Source organism: Pseudoalteromonas caenipelagi, assembly GCF_013140855.1.
Taxonomy (GTDB): Bacteria; Pseudomonadota; Gammaproteobacteria; order Enterobacterales; family Alteromonadaceae; genus Pseudoalteromonas; species Pseudoalteromonas caenipelagi.
Map to the genome: position 1 here is coordinate 68,715 of NZ_JABBPG010000003.1, position 22,473 is coordinate 91,187.

The 22,473-nt window shown below is 42.1% G+C and carries 23 protein-coding genes; 13 read left to right on the forward strand and 10 right to left on the reverse strand.

The window, feature by feature from the left end; genetic code table 11:
• Positions 1 to 59 precede the first annotated feature (59 nt).
• From HG263_RS08670 to olsF, 6 genes are all read right to left on the reverse strand, one after another.
• Positions 60 to 1,892: a DEAD/DEAH box helicase gene (locus HG263_RS08670; RefSeq protein ID WP_171625702.1), complete on the reverse strand. Its 1,833-nt coding sequence runs from the start codon at positions 1,890 to 1,892 to the stop codon at positions 60 to 62.
• 186 nt (positions 1,893 to 2,078) lie between these two features.
• Complete coding sequence (locus HG263_RS08675; RefSeq protein WP_171625703.1) at positions 2,079 to 2,342, reverse strand: GrxA family glutaredoxin; 264 nt, start codon at positions 2,340 to 2,342, stop codon at positions 2,079 to 2,081.
• Between the two features lie 101 nt (positions 2,343 to 2,443).
• Positions 2,444 to 2,722, reverse strand: a complete 279-nt coding sequence (locus HG263_RS08680) for a peptidylprolyl isomerase (protein WP_171625704.1) — start codon at positions 2,720 to 2,722, stop codon at positions 2,444 to 2,446.
• Positions 2,723 to 2,808: 86 nt separating this feature from the next.
• Positions 2,809 to 4,884, reverse strand: a complete 2,076-nt coding sequence (locus tag HG263_RS08685; protein WP_171625705.1) for a TonB-dependent receptor plug domain-containing protein — start codon at positions 4,882 to 4,884, stop codon at positions 2,809 to 2,811.
• Between the two features lie 110 nt (positions 4,885 to 4,994).
• Entirely contained in the window at positions 4,995 to 5,477 is a 483-nt protein-coding gene (locus HG263_RS08690; protein WP_171625706.1) for a TlpA family protein disulfide reductase, read from the reverse strand.
• Positions 5,478 to 5,578: 101 nt separating this feature from the next.
• Positions 5,579 to 7,285, reverse strand: coding sequence for a bifunctional ornithine lipid synthase OlsF (gene olsF, locus HG263_RS08695; protein ID WP_171625707.1), 1,707 nt, complete (start codon positions 7,283 to 7,285; stop codon positions 5,579 to 5,581).
• Between the two features lie 175 nt (positions 7,286 to 7,460).
• Between olsF and HG263_RS08700 the strand changes: the two genes are divergently transcribed.
• Positions 7,461 to 8,381 (forward strand): 2-hydroxyacid dehydrogenase, encoded by a 921-nt coding sequence (locus HG263_RS08700; RefSeq protein ID WP_171625708.1) that lies wholly within the window; start codon positions 7,461 to 7,463, stop codon positions 8,379 to 8,381.
• A gap of 331 nt (positions 8,382 to 8,712) precedes the next feature.
• Here HG263_RS08700 and smrA read toward each other — a convergent pair whose 3' ends face one another.
• The 3 genes from smrA to HG263_RS08710 form a co-directional block, all read right to left on the reverse strand.
• Positions 8,713 to 9,294, reverse strand: a complete 582-nt coding sequence (smrA, locus tag HG263_RS08705) for a DNA endonuclease SmrA (RefSeq protein WP_171625709.1) — start codon at positions 9,292 to 9,294, stop codon at positions 8,713 to 8,715.
• A 66-nt stretch (positions 9,295 to 9,360) separates the two neighbouring features.
• Positions 9,361 to 9,600, reverse strand: coding sequence for a hypothetical protein (locus HG263_RS22350; protein WP_246239927.1), 240 nt, complete (start codon positions 9,598 to 9,600; stop codon positions 9,361 to 9,363).
• 100 nt (positions 9,601 to 9,700) lie between these two features.
• The gene (locus HG263_RS08710) at positions 9,701 to 10,168 is read right to left on the reverse strand and encodes a hypothetical protein (protein WP_171625710.1); all 468 of its coding nucleotides are present in this window, start codon (positions 10,166 to 10,168) and stop codon (positions 9,701 to 9,703) included.
• 93 nt (positions 10,169 to 10,261) lie between these two features.
• Here HG263_RS08710 and HG263_RS08715 point away from each other — a divergent pair, with 93 nt between their 5' ends.
• On the forward strand, positions 10,262 to 10,645 hold the full coding sequence (locus HG263_RS08715) for a response regulator (RefSeq protein ID WP_171625711.1): 384 nt from the start codon (positions 10,262 to 10,264) through the stop codon (positions 10,643 to 10,645).
• 63 nt (positions 10,646 to 10,708) lie between these two features.
• On the opposite strand, the gene rpsT is transcribed toward HG263_RS08715, so the two are convergent.
• The gene (gene rpsT / locus HG263_RS08720; RefSeq protein ID WP_152085335.1) at positions 10,709 to 10,969 is read right to left on the reverse strand and encodes a 30S ribosomal protein S20; all 261 of its coding nucleotides are present in this window, start codon (positions 10,967 to 10,969) and stop codon (positions 10,709 to 10,711) included.
• 381 nt (positions 10,970 to 11,350) lie between these two features.
• On the opposite strand from rpsT, the gene murJ reads away from it, so the two are divergent.
• From murJ to HG263_RS08775, 11 genes are all read left to right on the forward strand, one after another.
• The gene (murJ, locus tag HG263_RS08725) at positions 11,351 to 12,919 is read left to right on the forward strand and encodes a murein biosynthesis integral membrane protein MurJ (protein ID WP_343043971.1); all 1,569 of its coding nucleotides are present in this window, start codon (positions 11,351 to 11,353) and stop codon (positions 12,917 to 12,919) included.
• An 80-nt stretch (positions 12,920 to 12,999) separates the two neighbouring features.
• Positions 13,000 to 13,926 carry a bifunctional riboflavin kinase/FAD synthetase gene (gene ribF, locus HG263_RS08730; protein WP_171625712.1) on the forward strand — a complete coding sequence of 309 codons (927 nt, stop codon included), beginning with the start codon at positions 13,000 to 13,002 and terminating at the stop codon, positions 13,924 to 13,926.
• A gap of 21 nt (positions 13,927 to 13,947) precedes the next feature.
• Positions 13,948 to 16,773 carry an isoleucine--tRNA ligase gene (ileS, locus tag HG263_RS08735; RefSeq protein WP_171625713.1) on the forward strand — a complete coding sequence of 942 codons (2,826 nt, stop codon included), beginning with the start codon at positions 13,948 to 13,950 and terminating at the stop codon, positions 16,771 to 16,773.
• A gap of 9 nt (positions 16,774 to 16,782) precedes the next feature.
• The gene (gene lspA, locus HG263_RS08740) at positions 16,783 to 17,283 is read left to right on the forward strand and encodes a signal peptidase II (protein ID WP_171625714.1); all 501 of its coding nucleotides are present in this window, start codon (positions 16,783 to 16,785) and stop codon (positions 17,281 to 17,283) included.
• Positions 17,280 to 17,720 carry an FKBP-type peptidyl-prolyl cis-trans isomerase gene (gene fkpB, locus HG263_RS08745; protein WP_171625715.1) on the forward strand — a complete coding sequence of 147 codons (441 nt, stop codon included), beginning with the start codon at positions 17,280 to 17,282 and terminating at the stop codon, positions 17,718 to 17,720. The genes lspA and fkpB overlap by 4 nt, the downstream gene beginning before the upstream one ends.
• Positions 17,720 to 18,649, forward strand: coding sequence for a 4-hydroxy-3-methylbut-2-enyl diphosphate reductase (gene ispH / locus HG263_RS08750; protein WP_171625716.1), 930 nt, complete (start codon positions 17,720 to 17,722; stop codon positions 18,647 to 18,649). The genes fkpB and ispH overlap by 1 nt, the downstream gene beginning before the upstream one ends.
• 18 nt (positions 18,650 to 18,667) lie before the next feature.
• The gene (locus HG263_RS08755) at positions 18,668 to 19,693 is read left to right on the forward strand and encodes a sensor histidine kinase (RefSeq protein WP_171625717.1); all 1,026 of its coding nucleotides are present in this window, start codon (positions 18,668 to 18,670) and stop codon (positions 19,691 to 19,693) included.
• Positions 19,690 to 20,352 (forward strand): LytR/AlgR family response regulator transcription factor, encoded by a 663-nt coding sequence (locus HG263_RS08760; RefSeq protein ID WP_171625718.1) that lies wholly within the window; start codon positions 19,690 to 19,692, stop codon positions 20,350 to 20,352. Before HG263_RS08755 ends, HG263_RS08760 begins: the two co-directional genes overlap by 4 nt.
• Positions 20,353 to 20,455: 103 nt before the next feature.
• Positions 20,456 to 21,013, forward strand: a complete 558-nt coding sequence (pilV, locus tag HG263_RS08765) for a type IV pilus modification protein PilV (protein ID WP_171625719.1) — start codon at positions 20,456 to 20,458, stop codon at positions 21,011 to 21,013.
• Positions 21,014 to 21,016: 3 nt separating this feature from the next.
• The gene (locus tag HG263_RS08770) at positions 21,017 to 22,012 is read left to right on the forward strand and encodes a PilW family protein (protein ID WP_171625720.1); all 996 of its coding nucleotides are present in this window, start codon (positions 21,017 to 21,019) and stop codon (positions 22,010 to 22,012) included.
• The gene (locus HG263_RS08775; protein WP_171625721.1) at positions 22,000 to 22,470 is read left to right on the forward strand and encodes a pilus assembly protein PilX; all 471 of its coding nucleotides are present in this window, start codon (positions 22,000 to 22,002) and stop codon (positions 22,468 to 22,470) included. Before HG263_RS08770 ends, HG263_RS08775 begins: the two co-directional genes overlap by 13 nt.
• The last annotated feature ends 3 nt before the right edge of the window (positions 22,471 to 22,473 follow it).

Genomic DNA, 22,473 nt, shown 5'->3' on the forward strand with positions numbered 1-22,473 from the left:
TTGTAATTATTGGCAGATATAACAAAGCCGCTATAAAGCGGCTTTGTTGAGACTAGCTGTTAGGCTGTAAAGCTAACTGGGCGTCGTTCCTTACGCTCACCGTCGCGGCGAGGAGGACGTTTACCGTCGTTGCGTGGATCTTTGAAGCTACGCTTCTTATCACCACGAGGCTCTGAACTACCAGCTTGATCAGCTGGGTGCGAGCTCTTAGTTAGCTTCATAGGACGCTTACAGATAAATACGTTTTGGAAGTGTGATACTACATCCGCAGGCATATTTTGTGGTAGCTGTACCGTACTGTGCTCATTGAACAGACGGATGTCACCAATAAACTTGCTAGAAATATCAGCTTCGTTCGCAATAGCACCAACAATATTCTTAACTTGAACACCGTGATCACGACCCACTTCGATACGATAGGTATCCATAGGACCTTGAGAGCTGTTACGTGGACCTCTGTCTGCGCCACGGTCTGATGAACGTTCTGCACGTTCGCGACCTTTACGCTCACCACGAGCACGACCTTCACGAGAACCATCACGACGGTCATCTCGTTCACGACGCTCGCGTTGGAACTTGATTTCTTCGACCTTAAGTGGTGATTGTTGCTGAGCTAAACAAAGTAAAGCACCCGCTAAGTCTTCAGCACTTAACTCAAGCTTTGCAGCTAAATCTTTTGCTACATCATTAAAGAATGTGATGTCTTTGTGCTCAAGAGCAGTAGAAAGCTTAGTTTGCAGGCTTGCGATACGCTTTGCTTCAACCACTTTAGCAGAAGGAAGCTCAACTTCAGCGATTTCCGAATTAGTGTGACGCATGATATTGCGTAGCAAATAACGTTCGTTGTGTTTTACGAACAAGATTGCTTTACCGCTGCGACCTGCACGACCTGTACGGCCGATACGGTGAACGTATGCTTCGCTGTCTTGCGGAATATCGTAGTTGATTACTAAACTTAAACGGTCAACGTCTAGACCACGTGCAGCAACGTCTGTTGCGATTACGATGTCTAACAGACCATTTTTCAAACGCTCTACAGTGCGCTCACGTGCTTGCTGGTTCATATCACCATTTAGTGGAGCAGCTGAAAAGCCTTCATGCTCAAGTAACTCAGCAAGTTGCACAGTGTCGTTACGTGTACGAACGAACACAATGGCACCATCGTATTCTTCAGCTTCTAAGAAGCGTACAATAGCCTTATTCTTGTGAACACTAGCTCGCCAAAACACCTGTTCTACAGTAGAAACCGTAGAATTACGTGCAGAGATATGAACTTGCTGTGGATTATCTAAGTACTTTGCACAAATAGATTGGATCTGCTTTGGCATTGTTGCAGAGAATAAACAAGTTTGCTTATTCTTTGGGGTTTTTTCCATGATGCTTTCAACATCATCGATGAATCCCATGCGTAGCATTTCATCTGCTTCATCTAGCACAAGTGCACGTAAGTCAGATAAATCTATTGTTTTACGGTTGATATGGTCAATTAAGCGGCCCGGAGTAGCAACAATAATTTGTGCACCGCGGCGCAATGCGCTCAACTGAATGCCATAGCTCTGTCCACCATAAAGCGCTAGTACTTCAACGCCTTTAGTATACTTAGCATATTGTTCAAATGCTTCTGCCACCTGGATGGCAAGTTCTCGAGTTGGTGTTAACACCAAAATTTGTGGCTGCTTAGTAGCCGGGTCAATATTGTTCAATAGTGGTAAAGCAAATGCTGCTGTTTTACCTGTACCCGTCTGCGCTAGTCCCAGTACGTCCTTTCTTTCTAGCAATAACGGTATACATTGAGCTTGGATCTCAGATGGTGTCTTGTATCCTTGCTCTTCGACTGCTTTTAAAATTGCAGGAGAAAGATCTAAAGATTTAAACGTGACTGGTTCTGACATTAATGCGCCTCAACGAATTTAAAGAGGCGCGCATTGTATAGGAAAAGCGAATCAAATGCTTGTACTAATTAGAACTAATTTATATGTGGTTGAAGTTGTGTGTTTTTTAATCAAACCCAGAATGGGTAATTAACATCACATTTACCAAGTCAGTGCTAACTAACATATTTTGCACATTAATCGCTTTTAGCTATAAAGGCCTAAATTTTCTTTTGCATAGGCTTCAAATTCTGTAAATCCACCAATATGGTTTTCGTCGAGAAATATTTGTGGCACCGTTGGGCAAGGTTTGCCTGCGGACTTTTCCAAGTCGCCTTTGCTTATCCCTTCTTTGATAATATCAACGTAGCGGTAGTTAAAGTCATCACGTTGACTTGCTAAGCGCTCTGCAACTTCTTTTGCACGCACACAGTAGGGGCACCCCTCACGACCAAAAATGACTGTAAACATAAAAAATCCTCTTCTCACTAGTTGGTTAGTTAAAACCAGTGTAGAGGATTTTTTTCGAAGTAAAAGAGACAAAAAGCAATCAACGCAATCGGAATTTCCGATTATGTTCTGTAAACCGTTTTAATTAGGTGATAGCCAAATTTTGTTTTTACAGGGCCATGTACTTCAAATAAAGGTTTTTTAAAAACCACTTCATCAAATGCTTTGACCATGTCGCCTTTATTGAACTCACCTAAATCACCACCACGTTTTTTTGACGGGCAAATTGAGTATTGTTTAGCTAGCTTATTAAAGTCACCACCTTTGGCAAGTTTTGCTTTGATGTCTAAACACTCTTTTTCGGTTTTAACCAAAATATGGTATGCACATGCTTTTGGCATGGTTGCTCCTAAAAATAATCACTCAGGCAAGATCATGAAGGGCTTGGTTTTAAAAAACAAGCCCTGATAGGGGAGAAATTAACAGTTTAGAAAGTGACGCTAAAGCCGATTGAAGGGCGTATTTCAAAATCGTCTTCTTCCTCTTTTATATATAAGTCATCAACCGATTTAACTTTTTTATAGTCCAAATCAATGTAACTGATATTTTTCTGACCATAAGCATTCATTAATTCAAAAATTAATTTGCCATCAAGTCCAAGTAGCTGAGTTTTTCGCTCAAAACGAATATCCAATCTGTGGTACAAGTCATGACGCTTAGAAAACGGTTCACCATAAACTGGTAAATAGTGGTCTACATAGTCAGGGTTTTCTTTTACTCCAACAATCGGCGTGTAAGCTTGTCCACTGCGTGCGGTAAAGTTAAAACCGCCTTCCCACAGCTCGTTTATTTCATAATGGAATACGGCATTGAATACCAACGGTGTATCAGCATAGTAATCGCGTGTAACATGATTGCGCGTATCCGTGCGCTCGCTCTTGGCGTAGCTAAGTGCTATCCAGCCATACCAGTTATCGGTCTTGTTTTTACTGAGCAGCAAATCAACTCCGTAAGCCTTTCCTTCAACTTGATTGCTGTAGAGCAAGTTGGCATCATTAGCACCTGAGTCAATGGCGAGGGGGAGATCTGCCATGGTTTTATAGTAACCTTCAATTGACCATGACCATTCGTTTACAAGCTGTTGCTCGAATCCTAGTGTAAAGTGATCTGAGGTTTGTGACTTTAATTTTGGATTGCCTACTTGCGGGATGATGTAATCCACGTCTTGCATTCGGTTATATTGACCGTATTTGGCGGTGATCGTTTCGTTATCGCTTAAATAGTAGTTAATAGCGACACGTGGCGCTGTAAAGTGCTCGTCGGTGTAGTCATTATGCTGCAGTTGCACACCCAGCTCAGATTGTAACTTGTCAGTGACTTGCCATACATGAGTAACGCCGATGAAGCCTGAGTCGATCCCAACTTGTTGCTGGCCATTGATACGCTCGCCTTTTTTCAGATCGCAATCAGGGTCTAACTCGGTACACACATACTGAAAAGTATCGTATTTGTATGTGGTCTGGTTATCAAAATAGGCAAAGTCAGTAATGACCCTATGAGTTTGATTAATAAGATAATTTAGCTGTGCTTTGTAGCTGTGCCGTTGCTCATTTGCTTGTTCGAAATAGCCCGTAGTGAGCGTTGCTTGTTTACCATACTCGAGCCGCTCTGAGTGCTCCAATACACCTACACCGACTCTAAGATGATAGTTTTTGCTGTAGTGGTCCCACAGTAAATTTTGACTATTAAAGTCGCGAATAAACCGAGCATCACCTTGGAATTCAGGCGTTTTTTTGGCAAGTTCAGCACGCTCATTAAAACCTGCTGCTGCTGAATCTTCCGCGCCAGTAAAATTCAACGTGAGCGTATTGTTGTTGTTGATGTCCCACAACCACTTACCTTGGTAGTCGTGGTCATCGGGGGCATCATTGACGACAATGCCATTTTTTTCTCCATCATCGTCTTCTAACTCCTCACCTTCAGAGAAAAACAAGGGCAGAGTGCTTTTACGAGCAGAAAAATAAAATGCTGTATTTTCGGTAGCTTGACCTTCAAAAAAGATACCAGCGTTAAACATGGTGAAATCAACAGTGGTGGTGATAGGTTGATATTTTGGGTTACGCAGTGTGACATCAAACACTGCACCTGTAGCATCACTATAGGCTGCTCCGTAGCCTGCCGAATATAATTGAAAGTCTTGAATGATATGACGGTTAAAAATAGAACTGCCGAAGTCATGGAAAATATAACCCGCAGGCATATAGTCCACTTCGAAAATATTGTCACTGGGCGAAGAACCTCTTACCGCTGGGGCGCTCATTGAACCACCTGCAGCAACAACGCCGGGCAGAGCATATACGGCGCGCAGAGGATCGCCCATCGCTCCAGGCATTTCAACCAGCTTTTCTGTGTCTTCAGTAATAGAGCTGGTGATGCTGCTGCGTTTATAGTGAACTTCAATATGTTCGATATTGTTCGGTTTGTCTTCAGCATGTGTAGTCAGGACAATACACATCATTATAGGGGATAGTATAAAGATACGTTTTTGAGCGTGGGAGAGCATGGTTTATTTCCTGCAGTAAGTACATTGTTGACGGCAAGAAGTGTACTTTGCTTATGTGTTGAATTGTTTTAGATTTGGGTAATTAAATGTTTACTAAGTCTTACATCTGCTTACATTCTCAAACGTAAACCGAGTTCTGTTGAGTAACCCATGTCTCGCTGGATTATGTTTCCACTCTCGTCAATAACATAGTAGCTTGGGTAAGCGCTGACTCTATAGTTTGCTGCAATATTTTCGTTGCCAAGCAAGATAGGTAACGATAGCTTTAGGTCGGCAACAAACGCACTGATCTGTGCTTTGTTCTCAAAATCCAGTGCTATGGCTACTGCATTCATTTGCTCTTGCTCATAGAGTTTGTTTAGATTTGGCATGCTGTAGCGGCAAATGGTGCACCAGGGTGCAAAAAAGTATACCACGACTTTTTGCCCCCTGAATGTAGTTAAGCTAACACGTTCTGCTGAGTTCAGCTGTGGCAGAGAAAAATAGGGGGCCGGTTGATGTTCACTTGTCGGTAGCATGTATCTTTGCTGATAAGCGTTAAATAACAAGAACACAGTAACGGTGATGACAATTTGTAAAAGTGTTTTGACCATAAAAGCTTATTAACAATTAGAAAGCGTAGCCAAAGCTTACTATGAATTGGACGGTAGGGTAATGTGTGATGTGCTATTCCTACACACATCACACTATGGCTCTAGCCTAAGTAGCGTTTTGCTTTTTGCGGTTTTATTTTTGTTAAATCACAAAGCACCAAGCCATCAATACAATTATTAAAATCGGGATCAATACTGAAACAAAGGAAGTTAGCACCGTCATCGTCACAGACTTCGGTGTATTGCTTAAAGAGTGTGGGTACCTGAGCACCTAAATTTGCTAGCACATGTTTCAGCTCTGCGAAGTCTTCTTTGATATCATTACCATGGAAAAGGTTTTGATATTGCTCAACTTGTTGGCTGGTAAGTTTATACTCATTTTTAGGCTGAGCGTGATCTGGTAAACGCGAAAAGTAGTGTTGATAGTGATAAACCAACATCGCCTTCGCTTCGTCAGGTAAACTGTTGGATAAACTGACCGCGCCAAATAAATACCTATGCTCTGGATAGCGTTTTACAAAGGCGCCAATGCCATACCAAAGGTAATCTAAGCTTTTCCTTCCCCAATACTTTGGTTGCACAAAGCTTCTGCCCAACTCCAAGCCATGTTCAAAGTAAGGTGTCATTTTATCGCTATAATCAAATAAACTATCGGTGTACAAGCCTTGTTGACCATACTCTTCGATGACTTTCTTTGCGCTGGCCATACGATAAGCACCAACAAGTTCCAGTTGGCTTGGATCCCAAAGTACCAAGTGATGATAATGCATGTCGTATTTGTCAATATCTCGACGTTTGCCACTGCCTTCTCCAACAGCACGAAATGCAATTTCCCGTAGGCGGCCAAGCTCTCTGAAAATAACTGAACTACCTTGATAGTGATATAGGTATATCTGCATTCCATCTTGTGTTTGCCCTAGTAGTTCACATTCTTCGAGTGCCTTTTTAAGCTCTTTTTTACACTCAGGAACTGCTATTGGTGTTTGGGTTTTAAGAGGGAGTGTTTTTTTGCTATTGAGTCGATAAAGCTGCTTTCGTATCAAACCGACAACTTCTTTATCTTTTAAGTTTTCGATGATATATGACTCGGGAGGAATACAAGCTCCAATCTCGAACTCTAGAGACTTCTGGCGCTGCTTAAACATTTCTTTGACCAATAATAAACTCGCAAGCGGTTTATAAATCATAGAAGTACCATAAAAAAGCGGACTGTTTTTTGCCTTAATATAGATAGGCAAAATTGGGCAGTTGGCCTTTTTAGCCATGCGCAGAAAACCTGAATTCCATTTACAGTCTTTTATACCGGTAGGGCCAAGGCGTGAAACTTCGCCAGCTGGGAATATTAAAAGTACTCCTTCACTTTTCAGGTGTGCTTGGATGTTTGCTAATTCTTGCTTACGACTTGTACCTGATAAGTTATCGACGGGTAATAATAATGAGTGCATGGGGGTAAGCGACATCAACATGCGGTTTGCGACCACCTTCAGATCGGGACGGACCTTGGCAATAACACGAATTAAGGCGAGCGCATCTAATGAACCAATTGGGTGGTTTGCAACGATTACAACGCTTCCTTCACTGGGGATATGTTCAATCTGTTTTGGTTTGTAGCGCGCGTCAAAATCTAGTTCATCCAAAACCTGCTCAACAAACTCAATGCCTTGTAGATGTGGGTAAGTGTCAGCAAATGCAACAAATTCTTGCTCATGTAACAGGTAGCCAAGTCCTTTTTTAACTAGTCCTTTTACTTTTGGGGAGTGTTCTAACTGTGGCAAGTTAGCTTCGATCACTTTATCGACACTGATCATAAAACTGTCCTATTGGATATCATTAACATTAGATTAAAAATTTCTAGTGACACCCATGTTGCAAAATTCTGTCATTTGTATGACATTGAAATGTTGCATGTCGATTTTTCTGATCTGGGTTTTTAGTTGTGATTTAGTTAGCATTGGGTGTAATTATTATGAAATGGATAAACAGATGTCATTGCTTGTTTGCATAACCCAAAGAGACAACACAAAACTGCTAAATGAATTAAGCGCACAGCTACCTGAGGTAGATATTTTTGAGTGGCCTCATTGCCCCGACTTGGCACAAGTCGAGTTTGTACTTGCTTGGAATGCGCCTGATGAACTGTGGACTCAGCTACCCAATTTAAAGGTTGTGCAATCTTATGGCGCGGGCGTGGATGGTATTGCAATGCATTTGTTGCCCGAGCATGTTACTGTGACGCGTATTGTGGATGTACAGTTAACTAAGGATATGGCTCAGTATGTGCTGACTCATGTCTTAGCTCATAAGTTACGATTAAAGCAGTACTTCGTGCAACAACAACAAGGTGTATGGAAACCAAAGCGAGCACATCAGGGTAATCATGTCGGTATTATGGGGCTAGGTGAGCTTGGCCAGGCAGTTGCACGTAAATTAATTGATAATGGCTTTACAGTGAGCGGCTGGTCAGCATCAGAAAAATGTATTGATCATGTCAATACATACGCTGGGCAAGCGAAGTTAAATCTGTTTTTAGCCAACTTGGATTATCTCGTATGTTTGTTGCCGTTAACAGCACATACAAGAGGCATATTAAATAAAAGCATTTTCTCATTATTACCAAACCACTGTGTTTTGATCAATGTTGCCAGAGGTCGGCATCTTGTAGAAGAAGATCTAATATGGGCGCTGGATAACAATGAGTTGGCTGCTGCAAGTTTAGATGTATTTGCCCAAGAGCCTCTAGATAGTGAGCACCCTTTTTGGTTGCATCCTAGTATTACTATCACACCACACTGCGCGGCACTGACATCTATTACAACAGCTAGTGAGCAAATTGCAGAAAATTATTTATCTTTATTGAATAGTGAGGTTTTGGCAAATACCGTTGATAGAAGTAAAGGGTATTAAATATCCTCATCTTTGACTTGATGGGCCTGCGTTCGTATATCAAAGTAGCGATAGATTTATAATTGCGTATTTTAAGTTAACTTTGTACCTATCAAGTCACAAAAAGTTCACTTTTCATTCATTTTGCTGTATATAAAAACATCTTGTTTGTTCGTGGGATATTCAGTAGATTATTAAAAAATAATAAAAACATGAGGCTATAAAATGAAAGGTAAACAAAGCGGTGTGAAGTTTTCAATTGTCCTTTTTTCGGTCATTTTATTGGGAGTTTCAGCTTGGTTTACAAAGGCTCAAGCAAGTGAGTTACAAGAGCCCATAACAAATATAAGTGTTAACGTTTAGCGTGAAGCTCTCTATTCTCTAACTTTTTCTCATCACTCTTTTTAAGTAGCACATAGGTTGCGGCACTTCCGCCGTGGCAGTTTAGTGCGCTATGAAAAGCTAGGACTTGCGGCATTTCTTGTAGCCATTTATTGATATAGCTTTTTAAAATGGCGGGAAAAGGCTTACTTTTCAGTCCAATGCCGTGCCTAACCAATAGCACTCTAATGTTGCGTTGCTGGCAATCTAAAACAAATTCAAATAGCGCACTGCGAGCTTGATGGAATGTCTTACCATGTAAGTCCAGTGTGGCGTCGATTTGATATTTACCTAAACGCAGGTTTTTATACACACCTTCCTGAACACCGGACTTCTTGTATGCCAATAGATCGTGCGGGTCAACTAAATCGACATATTCGGTAGATAAAAAATTGGCATCAAAATCGATTTCCTGCTGTGCAGCACGACGTTTTTCTAACTGAGCTATGGTAGGAGAGCGCTTGATTTGCGCAAGTTCAATTTGATTGGTTTTTGCCAATGGGGTGACATCCCCCATTGATGCTAAGAATAATTCTTCATCTGTCATAGCCATACTACACCTGAAAAATACAACTGAGAGTATGGCTGAGATTCTAGCTTAGTCGAACAAGGATGACTACTAACTCAGTTCGATTTGTCCAAACGTATACACCTTAAACAAATAAAACGTATTAATTAGAATAAGGCTGAGGTTAGATACCACACTCGTATTGACTAGATCCAAACTGAACGATAGAAACAGCAAGCCACATGCGGCAATTGCAGCTGCACGTAAAAGCGTAATTTGGTTAATAAAAAAGGCACCTAAGCCTAGAGTAAGCAATACAATATTGATGAGCCAGTTGAACTCGTTGAGCATGGTCTGTTTGGTCTTCCATTGTTGATTAAAGGAGCGCCATTATGGTGATCATTTAACCATGCTTCAAGCGAGTATTTTTATATTTTTCAGATTAGTTTTTTTAATCCAAAGCAAGCTTTTTTAGTGCAGAAATAAAGCCTGCTTGTTCGAGTATTTGATATTTTTGACAGGTATTCGGATTTTTCTGATCAGCACATAAATACAAGGTATTACGGTCTAAAGCGGGCCGAGGGTGCAAGTTTGAATCAAATAAAATTGGGTCTATACCTGGCAAGCCATCCCAATAAACACTTTGCGAGACTAAACCAAGTTTCTCATAGGTGATTAACTTTGGTTTAGGAAAAATAAATGCGATCAATGCCAGTACACCCAATGCTACCCATTTGCCAATTGGCTTGTTTTCGCTAGATGATTGATTTAATACCTCGGCGTTTTGAGGGGCGGACTTTTCAATCGTTAAGTTACCTTGATGGGGCGTTCTTTTTATCCGAGCTTTGTGCTTTCCCTGAACCTGACCAAGTAATGCTTGTTTCTTATGCTTTTTTTGTTTATTTAAATTGTTTGACATGCTTAGATGTAGCCTTTTAGTTGCAGCACTCTATAATAGTTCTATCATCTAAATAATAGCGTATTTTTATGTCGCAGCCTATGGGAAAGGATTATGGATCAACAAATCTCAATACTAATCGTCGATGATGTCGGTACGGTACGTAGTTTTTTACACCAAACCTTAATGCACCTAGGTATTGAACGTGTGAAGGAAGCATCAACGGTTCGTCAGTGTATCAGTGCATGCGAAGAGCAGCATTTTGATATTGTGTTTTTAGACATTGAGTTACCAGATGGGGATGGTAAAGAGATAATCTCTCAATTAAATGAAATAAACCCGGATCTGAATGTCGTTATGGTTTCAGCTCATTCAACGGTTGAAAATGTTAAAGATGCGATTGAACTTGGAGCGAAGGGGTTTGTTGTAAAGCCATTTTCACCGAAGAAAATTGCAGCTATGTTGAAAAAGTTTTATCCAGAGCTAGAAATAAGTTAAGTCACTTTCAATATTCAGACATAAAAAAACCGACTTTCGTCGGTTTTTTCAATCAAAAACAAATTATAGCGCTTTGATTTTAGCAGCTAAACGGCTCTTATGACGAGCAGCTTTGTTTTTGTGGATAAGACCTTTAGTTGCGTAACGGTCTAAAATTGGTGTTGCAACAGCAAATGCTTGAGTTGCAGCTTCTTTGTCACCAGCTTCAATTGCAGCGATTACTTTTTTGAAGTAAGTACGCATCATTGAACGACGGCTTGCGTTGTGCTGGCGGCGTTTTTCGCTAGTAATAGCGCGTTTTTTTGCAGACTTGATGTTAGCCAAGGTTTGCTCCTAACAATCTTAAAATAAGCTTAATTTAAAGGCCGAGGAATATGCCCGTTTTAATCGCAAAAGTCAATACAATTTGACAACTGCGGCCTTTGTTTCTTTATCATCGGTGGCCTGTTCACACTAAAACAACAGCAAATCGCTTGCTTCAATCCAGTAATCTCAGGCATTAGAATCACATCAATGCCAAAGAAATTCCTCGGCTGTTGCGATTAATGGCGCGTATTGTAACAAACCTTGCAACGTTCACATAGTGTTAGGGCAAGAAATTTTATTTTGTGCACAGTTTGAGCTCAATTGAGTGGTTATTGCGGTACAATCTTGTGGCATAATTGGCACGTTTTTCACGATGTTTTTGCTGTGTAGGGGAAGAGGGTGGCCAAAGGGTTATTTAAATCGGGTATGATTGTCAGTGCGATGACGATGATTTCACGAGTCATGGGCTTGGTGCGTGATGCTGTTGTAGCAAATTTACTGGGTGCTGGGCTTGCTGCCGATGTATTTTTATTTGCCAATCGCATTCCTAATTTTTTGCGTCGTTTGTTTGCCGAAGGAGCGTTTGCGCAAGCCTTTGTGCCTGTTCTATCTGAAATTAAAGAAAAGCATGGCGATGATGACGTCAGAGTTTTTGTGGCGCAGGCAGCAGGTACTCTAGGGACGATTTTGTTGTTAGTCACATTTGTAGGCGTTGTTGGCTCTCCTATTATCGCAGCGTTGTTTGGGACGGGGTGGTTTATTGATTGGTGGCAAGGTGGTGAAGACGCAGAAAAATTTGTCTTGGCCAGTGGCTTGCTCAAGCTTACATTCCCTTATTTGTTCTTTGTAAGTCTAGTTGCATTAAGTGGTGCTGTATTGAACGTGTACAATCGTTTTGCAGTTGCAGCCTTTACACCGGTTCTTTTGAACGTATCAATAATTAGCTGTGCAATTTTATTGCACGATTCATTTTCTGTCAGTGCTTATGCTTTAGCTGTGGGGGTTTTTGTTGGGGGTATTGTACAACTCGCTTTTCAACTCCCATTTTTGTATCGCTTAAAAATGCTTAGAAGACCGCAATTTGCATGGCGATCTCCGCAGGTGACTAAAGTTCGTAAGCTTATGCTACCCGCTATGTTTGGCGTTTCAGTAAGCCAAATCAATCTGTTGCTAGATACAGTTATCGCCTCTTTATTGGTGACGGGCTCAATTTCTTGGCTCTATTACTCGGACCGATTAATTGAATTTCCACTGGGCTTATTCGGCATAGGGATTGCGACTGTTATTTTACCAGCACTTTCTAAATTACATTCAGGCGATAAGCTTGAAGACTTTCAGAACACGCTGGATTGGGGGGTGCGGTTTGTCCTGTTTTTAGGCTTTCCAGCGATGATGGGGCTTATCGCTATCAGTCCGTTAATTATTTCGGTATTGTTTGATCACGGCGCTTTCTCTGACTCGCAAGTGAATCATGCCCAAGCGGTGAGTTATGGCGTTGCGGCTTATAGTGTTGGCTTGGTTAGCTTTATGCTGATTAAAGTGTTGGCGCCAGGGTTTTACGCGCGCCAAGATACCAAAACACCGGTGCGTATTGGCATAATGACCATGGTACTCAATATGGTGTTTAATATTGCTTTGGCACCATTTATAGGTTACATCGGACTTGCTTTAGCAACTTCATTATCAGCCTCATGTAACGCCTATTTGTTGTATCGACAGCTAAACAAAGAAAGTGTGTATCGCATTTCTAGCTTCACTTTGATGTTTGCTGGCAAGAGTATTTTGGCAGCATTAATTATGTCTGTAAGTGTTTACTACGTAATATCTTTATACAGCTGGCAGACTTGGCCTTTAGTTGAGCAAATTATCTTACTCAGTGGCTTACTCGTGCAAGCGATGGCAGTGTACTTTAGTGTTATGTTTGCGCTTGGTGTAAGACTGTCGACTATCAAGGAGCTAAGGCAGTAGCATATCTGATGTTCGCATTTTTGGGGAACTTGGGTATAATCGCTCACTTTCAACCATTGCGGAAATAAGGCATTGATACTATGCAGCTGATCAGAGGTATTCACAATATTCGAGCGCATCATTTTGGTTGCGTGTTGACTATTGGTAACTTTGACGGTGTGCACCTTGGCCATGTTGAAGTTCTAAAAGGGCTCAAGCAAGATGCGCAACAGTATGGCTTGCCTAGTACGGTTATGCTTTTTGAGCCACAGCCGCAAGAGTTTTTCGCTAAGGCTAATGCGCCAGCTAGGTTAACTCGCTTAAGAGATAAGTTGGCTTTGCTGTCTAAGTTGGGCATTGAACGTGTAATCTGTGTGAGTTTTAATGCTAAATTTGCAGGCCAAGATGCTGAGACTTTCATTAAACACGTGCTTATAGATAAATTAGGTGTAAAAGCGCTAACGGTTGGTGATGACTTTCGTTTTGGTAAAGGCCGTCAGGGTGATTTTAACATGCTCAAGCGTGTTGGCGATGTTCACAATATGCACGTAAAAAGTACAGCAAGCTTTCGTCGAGATGATCATCGAGTGAGCAGCACGCTCATAAGACAAGCACTAGCACAAGGTGAGCTTGACAAAGCACACGAAATGCTAGGCCATACTTATGCTATTTCTGGCCGTGTAATTCATGGTTGGAAAAAGGGGCGAGAACTCGGTTTTCGCACCGCTAATATCGCGCTAAAACGCCAGGTGAATCCCGTAAAAGGGGTATTTGCTGTAACAGTGACGCTTGACGATAATCAATACCAAGGTGTTGCTAACGTAGGAAATAAACCTACGCTAAATGGTACAAAAGCTTTGCTTGAAGTACATTTATTTAATTTTAACCAAGATGTCTATGGACATTTTATGCAAGTGGAGCTGATAAAGAAGCTTCGCGACGAGCAAAAATTCGATACATTGGAACAACTTACAGCGCAAATCGCTCAAGATGTTGCTGCTGCAAAACAATGTTTTAATTTTAAGTAGCCGATACGGAAACTAGGATAAATGAGCGACTACAAACATACTTTAAATCTACCGGAAACTGAGTTTCCAATGCGCGGAAACTTGGCGCAACGCGAACCAAAAATGCTTAATGCTTGGTATGAAAAAGATTTATACGGTCGAATTCGTGACGCGAAAAAGGGTAAGAAGCCATTTATTTTGCACGATGGTCCTCCATACGCGAACGGTGATATTCACCTTGGTCACTCTGTAAACAAGATCCTAAAAGATATTATTATTAAGTCTAAAACCTTGTCTGACTTTGATGCGCCTTATGTGCCAGGGTGGGATTGCCATGGTTTGCCTATTGAACTGCAAGTTGAGAAAAAAGTAGGAAAACCTGGACACAAAGTATCTGCTGCTGAGTTTCGTGAAAAATGCCGTGCTTATGCTGCAAAGCAAGTAGAAGGTCAAAAAACAGACTTCAAACGCTTAGGTGTATTGGGTGATTGGGATAAGCCATACTTGACCATGAACTTTGATTTTGAAGCAAATGCAATCCGAGTGCTGGGGCGTATTATCGAAAATGGCCACCTTCACAAAGGTGCTAAGCCTGTGCATTGGTGTACAGATTGTGGTTCTGCACTTGCTGAGGCGGAAGTTGAGTATCAGGATAAACAATCTCCTGCAATTGATGTGCGCTTTGACTTTGTTGACCAAGAAGCAGTAGTGAAAGCTTTTGATTTGGCGTCAGGTCATGAAGGTAAAGGGTTAGTAAGTACGGTTATTTGGACAACAACGCCTTGGACATTACCTGCAAACCGCGCTGTTGCAGTACACGCACGTTTGGAATATGCACTTGTACAAGTAGAAGACGAAGGCAAAGAACAACGTATTATCCTAGGTTCTGAGCTTGTTAAAGATGCTATGGACCGCTTTGGTTTTAACCACTTCCATGTTCTTGGGTATGTGAAAGGTGAAGCGCTTGAAAACTTACGAGTGGCACACCCGTTCTTAGAAATGGATGTTCCTGTTATTTTGGGCGACCACGTAACTACTGACTCTGGTACTGGTATTGTGCATACTGCGCCAGGCCACGGTCCTGAAGATTTCTCTGCAGGTCTTGCATATGGCCTGGAAGTAGCTAATCCAGTAGGTGCAAATGGTGTATTTTTACCTGATACCCCTATTTTTGCAGGCCAACATGTATTTAAAGCGAATGCGAGCATAGTTGAGTTACTAGCAGAGAAAGGTGTGCTGATGCACCATCATGCGCTGCAGCACAGCTACCCGCATTGTTGGCGTCACAAAACGCCAATTATCTTCCGTGCAACACCACAGTGGTTTGTTAGCATGGATCAAGCTAACCTACGTAAAGACTCATTAGCTGAAATTGGCAAAACACAGTGGATCCCTGAGTGGGGCGAAAACCGTATAGCTAATATGGTTGAAGGCCGTCCAGATTGGTGTATCTCTCGTCAACGTACATGGGGGGTGCCGATTGCGCTATTTGTAGATAAAGACACTGGCGCGCTTCATCCAAATACCAAAGCGCTGATTGAGCAAGTAGCAAAGCTTGTTGAAGAAAAAGGTATTCAAGCATGGTATGACTTGGAGCCAGCAACGTTACTTGGTGACGATGCCGAGCAATTTGTAAAAGTACTCGACACGCTCGATGTGTGGTTTGACTCTGGTGTAACACACGCTTGCGTGGTTGATGCTCGCGAAGAGTTAACAGGTCCTGCAGACCTATACCTTGAAGGCTCTGATCAACACCGTGGTTGGTTTATGTCTTCAATGATGACATCTGTGGCAATTAATGGCCATGCACCTTATCGCCAAGTGTTAACTCATGGTTTTACTGTAGATGAAAACGGCCGCAAGATGTCAAAGTCTTTAGGTAACGTGATCTCACCGCAAAACGTGATGAACAAGCTCGGTGCTGACATCTTACGTTTATGGGTAGCTTCTACAGATTACACTGCGGAGATGACCGTTTCAGATGAAATCTTTAAACGTGCAGCAGACCGCTACCGTCGTATTCGTAACACCAGCCGCTACTTACTGGCTAACCTAAGTGGTTTTAACCCTGCGACTGATTTAGTAGCTGTAGAAGATATGGTTGAGCTAGATCGTTGGATTGTGGCTCGTGCTGCTGTGCTACAGGGCGAAATTATCAATGCGTATGACAACTATCAGATGCTAGTGGTAACACAAAAGCTAATGAACTTCTGTACGGGCGAGTTAGGCTCATTCTATCTTGATGTCATTAAAGACCGTCAGTATACCGCTAAGAGTGATAGCCACGCACGTCGTTCGTGTCAATCTGCGCTTTACCACATTGCTGAAGCTATGACTCGCTGGATGGCGCCAATCATGAGCTTTACAGCGCAAGAGATCTGGGAAGTATTACCGGGTGAACGCGGTGAGTTTGTATTTACTGATGTTTGGTATGAAGGCCTTACAGACGCCTCTGAAGGTGCGTTGAGTAACGAATACTGGCAAAAATTACTAGAAGTTCGTGATGAAGTGAACCGAGTACTTGAAAGTGCACGTAAGGAAGAGTTGATTGGTGCAACACTACAAGCTGAAGTAACTTTATATACTGGCGGTGATCTAGCCGAGTCTCTACAGAAAATCGGTGATGAACTGCGTTTTGTACTGCTTACTTCAAAAGCGGTTGTTGAAGTTGTCAATGCTAAACCTGAAGGCGCGATTTCGACTGAAATTGACGGCTTATACATTGCAATTAAAGCGACACAAGCGGCTAAATGTGAGCGCTGTTGGCACTATTGTGATGATGTAGGACAACATGAAGAACATGCCGACTTGTGTGGACGTTGTGTAAGCAATGTTGATGGTGAAGGCGAAGAGCGTCAGTTCGCATAGGAGCAATACGTGACTAACACAACTCAAAAAAGTGGTTTAGTCTGGTTATGGCTGAGTCTACTGCTGTTTGCAGTAGACTACGTAACCAAAGCGGTCGTAGTTGCAAACATGGAGCTCTATGAGTCAATTGAGATACTGCCATTTTTTAACTTTACCTACATGCATAACTACGGTGCGGCATTTAGTTTTTTAAGTGAAGCTGGTGGCTGGCAACGCTGGTTTTTAAGTCTGATAGCAGTTTCTATTAGCGCGCTTTTACTATATTGGTTAAAAAAACTGTCGGCAAGTAGCTGGGTGTTGTGTAGCGCTTACTCTATGGTGTTAGCAGGGGCACTTGGTAATCTGGTCGATAGGTTGCTCCATGGTTATGTCATCGATTTCTTGCACTTCTACTACCAAAATTGGCATTACCCCGCATTTAATGTGGCAGATATGGCCATCGTTGGTGGCGCAGGTTTGTTAATTTTTGATGCCTTTAAGGGCGATAAAGCGCAGGAGAAAAAAGCATGAGTGAGCAAGTGATTGGTCCACAATCTGAAGTCGTGTTTCACTTTTCAATTAAATTGGAAGATGGCTCTGCCGCAGACTCAACCAAAGTCCATAATAAACCTGCTAAGTTGTTTATGGGTGATGGCAGCCTGACAGAAAACTTTGAAAAGTGCTTGTTGGGGCTTAAAGCAGGCCAAAGCAAATCGTTTGATTTACAGCCTGAAGATGCGTTTGGTCAACCTAATCCAGACAACATCTATTATTTAGACCGCAGCAAGTTTGGTACTGATGCGCCTGCTAAAGTGGGCAATATTATTGCTTTTACACAGCCTGATGGTACAGAGCTTCCAGGGCTTATCCGTGAAGTAGCTGGTGATTCTGTGACCGTAGACTTTAATCACCCTTTAGCTGGTCAGCCGGTTACCTTTGAAGTTGAAATTCTAGAGGTTAAGAACTGATGGATATTTTGCTAGCAAACCCAAGAGGTTTTTGTGCTGGTGTTGACCGTGCTATTAGCATTGTTGAACGAGCCTTAGATATATTTGAAAAGCCTATTTATGTTCGCCATGAAGTTGTACATAACAAATATGTGGTAGATGGTTTGCGCAAACGCGGTGCGGTGTTTGTAGAAGAGCTGCATCAAGTGCCTGACGATAGCATTGTTATTTTCAGTGCTCATGGTGTATCTCAGCAAGTACGTCAAGAGGCTAAGCGCCGTGAACTGAAAGTATTTGATGCAACATGCCCGTTAGTGACTAAAGTACATATGGAAGTCACTCGTGCTAGCCGCAAAGGGACTGAGTGTGTATTAATTGGTCACCATGGTCATCCAGAAGTAGAAGGTACAATGGGGCAGTACGATAATCCCAATGGTGGAATCTACCTGGTTGAAACCCCTGAAGATGTTGCTAATTTACAGGTGAAGAACGCCGAAAACCTATTTTACTGTAGCCAAACTACATTATCGGTTGATGATACCGCTGATGTGATTGATGCGTTACGTGCTAAATTTCCGCATATTCATGGTCCTCGTAAAGATGATATTTGCTATGCAACACAAAATCGCCAAGATGCGGTACGAGACTTGGCTGATAAGGTCGATGTGTTATTGGTTGTTGGCGCAAAAAATAGCTCAAACTCAAATCGTTTGAGAGAGCTTGCAGATAAAATGGGAACTAAGGCCTACCTCATTGATGATGCACAAAGTGTTGATGCTCAATGGTTTAGTGATGTTAACTCGGTTGGTGTGACCGCAGGAGCATCTGCACCTGAGGTTCTTGTTCAACAAGTTATCAGTAAACTCAAAGAGTTAGGCGGCAAAACTGTGACTGAAAATCCAGGTGAAGAAGAAAATGTGGTCTTCGCTGTACCTGTAGAGCTTAGATAAGCCTATTGGCGGCTTAATATGTTTAAGTCGAGTGATTTAACATCTCAGCTGCTTCCTACCATCATTACGCCTAGAGGTGTACTGGCTATGCTTGTCACCTCTCAAATTCTTGCCTTTGTATTAGCTTTTGCGCCAATGAGCTTTGAAAATGTTTGGGTTCGCCTAGGTATGTTTAGCTTATTCATTCATATTGTGAGCGCAGTCGGCTTTAGTACACTTTATTTATTCAGAACATACTGGTGCCAATATGGTCAGTATCAGCAAATCATCTTAATCGTTGCTATCTTTGCAGTGATCACAGGTATGCTCAGCGTAATTATTATTTTTTTATTCCCCGAGCAAGAGCCACAGTTTGATTGGTCATTTTTATTCAAGAATATGACAATTTGCTTATTTGTGTCGTTATTGTTTATTCACACCATGACGATTTTTTTAGATAAACTCCAAACTGTCGAGACATTGTCAAAAGTGGAGCTTGAAGCGCTCAGCGCTCGAATTCGACCGCACTTTTTGTACAATAGCTTAAATACTGTTGCAGAGCTTACTCAACTAGACGCGGATGCAGCCGAGCAAGCGGTGATTACCTTAGCTCAGTTATGCAAAGCAACAATGAATGTACAGCAGCTCAATTCATTAGCCAATGAACTGCAGTTAGCGAGGCGATATCTAGAACTTGAACGGTGGCGATTTGCCGAGCGCTTGGAAGTTAATTGGCAGATACCAGAAGCTATTATTGATGTTCAACTGCCTGTTTTAACGATACAACCTTTACTTGAAAATGCGATAGTTCACGGTGTTGAAGGTCATTCAGGCGCGACGCAAATAAATATCCAATTGACGCAAAGTGACGCACTCATTGAACTTGAGATAAGCAACAGCTATATACCTTCTGAGACATGCGACCAGCAAGGGAATGGTTTGGCACTGGAAAATATCCGGGCTCGGTTAGCGCTACACTTTAGTGGCAAAGCAATTTTACATACTCAGATTACTGATAATCGCTTTATTGCCTGCTTGAAGCTAGTGCTCAGAGGTGCTGCATGAGATATATGGTTGTTGATGATGAGCCGCTTGCCCGTGTCCGGCTCAAAAGGTTACTCACCTTGTTACCAGAGTTTGACTGTATTGCAGATACGGGAAAACCAGATGAAGTGATGGCATTAATTGCGCAGCATCAGCCTCAATTGATATTTTTGGATATCAGTATGCCCGGAATAACTGGACTAGAATTGGCAAAGAAAATTAACTCTTTGCCTGTCGTACCCAAGATTGTTTTTGTGAGTGCGCATCCACAATATGCATTGGATGCTTTTGCTGTATTTGCCAGCGGTTACTTGGTAAAACCAGTAGAGCAAAGCGAATTACAACGGTTGTTACACCACTTATTTCCACCCCAAATTCAATATACTCTGGGCAATCAGACTCGCTGGGTTGAGGTGAGTGACGTACTTGTCGCACGAGCGGACGATAAATATACGCAACTCTATTTTCGAGCAGGACAGGCCATCATAGAGACCAGTCTTAAGCAACTATCAGAGCTTTATCCAGAGCACTTTTTGCAAGTGCATCGAAATACATTGGTGAAGCGCAGTGCGATGAAGGCATTGGTCAGCAATGAATTTGGCTACTTTGTATCCATTGAGGGATATCCTGAGCAAATAGCTGTGAGCCGCCGTGCAGCAAAGGCGATAAAATCCTCGTAATTGACCGTTTATCGGCAATATTTACCACTGATGGGTAAATGACCTTGTGTATTTCCTACTATTTTGTACGCTAAGTTTATATAGCTTTATCTGTAGGTAATACATGCCAATGAAAGTCACCAATAACCTAGGCTTCACACTCATTGAAGTATTGATAGCGTTTATGGTACTTAGTTTTGGATTGCTCGGTGCCGTGGCTTTACAAGCTAAGGCTAAGCAAGCGAGCTTTGATGCGATGCAGCGTGCTGCAGCAATTGCCCTTGCCAACGACATTATTCAACGACTTCGAGTAAATGACACGCAAGCAATCAGTGCTAACTACAAAGTAGTGTTTAATAGTAAAACCGCCTTAAACCCCGTTAGCCGTTGCTTTAGCGACCAGTGTAACGCCGCTGCGATTGCGGCAACGGATATTGAACACTGGCGTCAAGCTATACGTGCGCGGGAAAACACCGGAACACTGGACAATACAACGGTATGTATTACTCCTACCGTTGTAGGAGGCACCCGCAATCGAGGTTTTAATGTTGAAGTTGTGGTTGCGTGGCAAGGTAGACAAGCAATGAAAGCAAGTGAGGATAATCTAACGATAAACTGTGGTATCAAAAATGATAAGCGTCGTTTAGTGGTGCTCAATAGCTACATTCTTTTGAGGGCCTAATATATGTTTAATAAAGGCTTTTCTATCGTTGAGTTACTTATTGCGCTGTTTATAGGCGTGCTCATACTAGGTGGTGTAGGGGCGACTTATGTCAGTATGAAAGTCACCACCCGAGATACGATGGTTATTGGTGAAATGCAAGAAACAGGGCGGCTGGCCTTAGATATTTTGAAACGTGACATTGAGCAAGTGGGTTTTTGGGGGACTTTTTACGAGGAAGGGTTTAGCGAAACAAATGTAACGATGGCAGATGGTATTGCAAATCCAAGAGGAGATTGCTTTGGCGGCATTAATAATGGCAGTTTCCCAAGTATCGACCCTACTAATTTTCGCTCGGTTTTTGCTACGCTAGCCACCAGCAGCGATGTGCTTAACTGTATATCAAATGCTAAGAAGAACACCGATGTAGTGCAATTTAAGTTTTTAGAAGGCAAACAGCTGGCAAAGAGCAGCGATATGGCTAGCAATCGTTATTATTTTATTGCCGATCAAGAGCAAGCTATTTTTACGTCAGGGGTGCAAAAGACAGCCTTACCTACGATTAACTCGACACTTTGGCCCTACAGTCATCATGTTTACTACGTGACTGAACAAGAGGTCACCATTAGAGATCAGAAGCTTATGATCCCCGTGTTATCACGCAAACGTTTGACTGTTGATGGAGGAATGCGTGTTGAGGTGGTTATGGAAGGTGTAGAGGACATTCGTTTTGTGTTTGGTTTAGACACCGATGCGGATTATCGTGTAGATAGCTATCGCAGTACAGAAGATATGAAAGCATCTGATTGGGAGCGATTAAATGGCATTTTAACTGTGCAAATTTTTGTTTTGGTTCGCGCCTTAGAACCTGATCCAGACTTATCGTTAAAAAATCGTACTTACACCCTAGGCTCAGATCCTGACAAACGTGTGCATAACGTAACCGATAATTTTCGTCGCACGGTGTTTTCGACCACAGTGAGGCTAAACAACATGGGAACAATCGCATGGCGTCTATAAATAAGCAACAAGGTATCGTATTAATTAGTGCCATGATCATGATAGTGGCAGTCAGTGCTATTGCTGTGACTTTAATGAGTACCAGCAGTTTGGATTTAAAAATTACTAATGCAGCACAAGAGCGTGAGGAAGCCGATAGTTTACTGATGGGAGAAGTGCAAAGGGCAATTGCGACGCAAACTGCGTTAGGTGCCGAGAGCTTGTTCACTCGTAGTAAAGCACAGCTAGCTACAGGGAATAGCTTTAATGGCTTAAACGGCACAGTCAATACAGTGACGAGTATGAACAATGGGCCGCTTGAACTAAATTGTCCAAGGTCGTACTCATATACATCTGGGGTGATTTGTAATATGACTCAGCTGGAAACCAAAATTACTTATGGCAGTAAGTCACAACATACGATGACGGTTGTTACAGGAATAGGTCAAGAAATGATTAGCATAGAAGAAGGGCGTTAATAC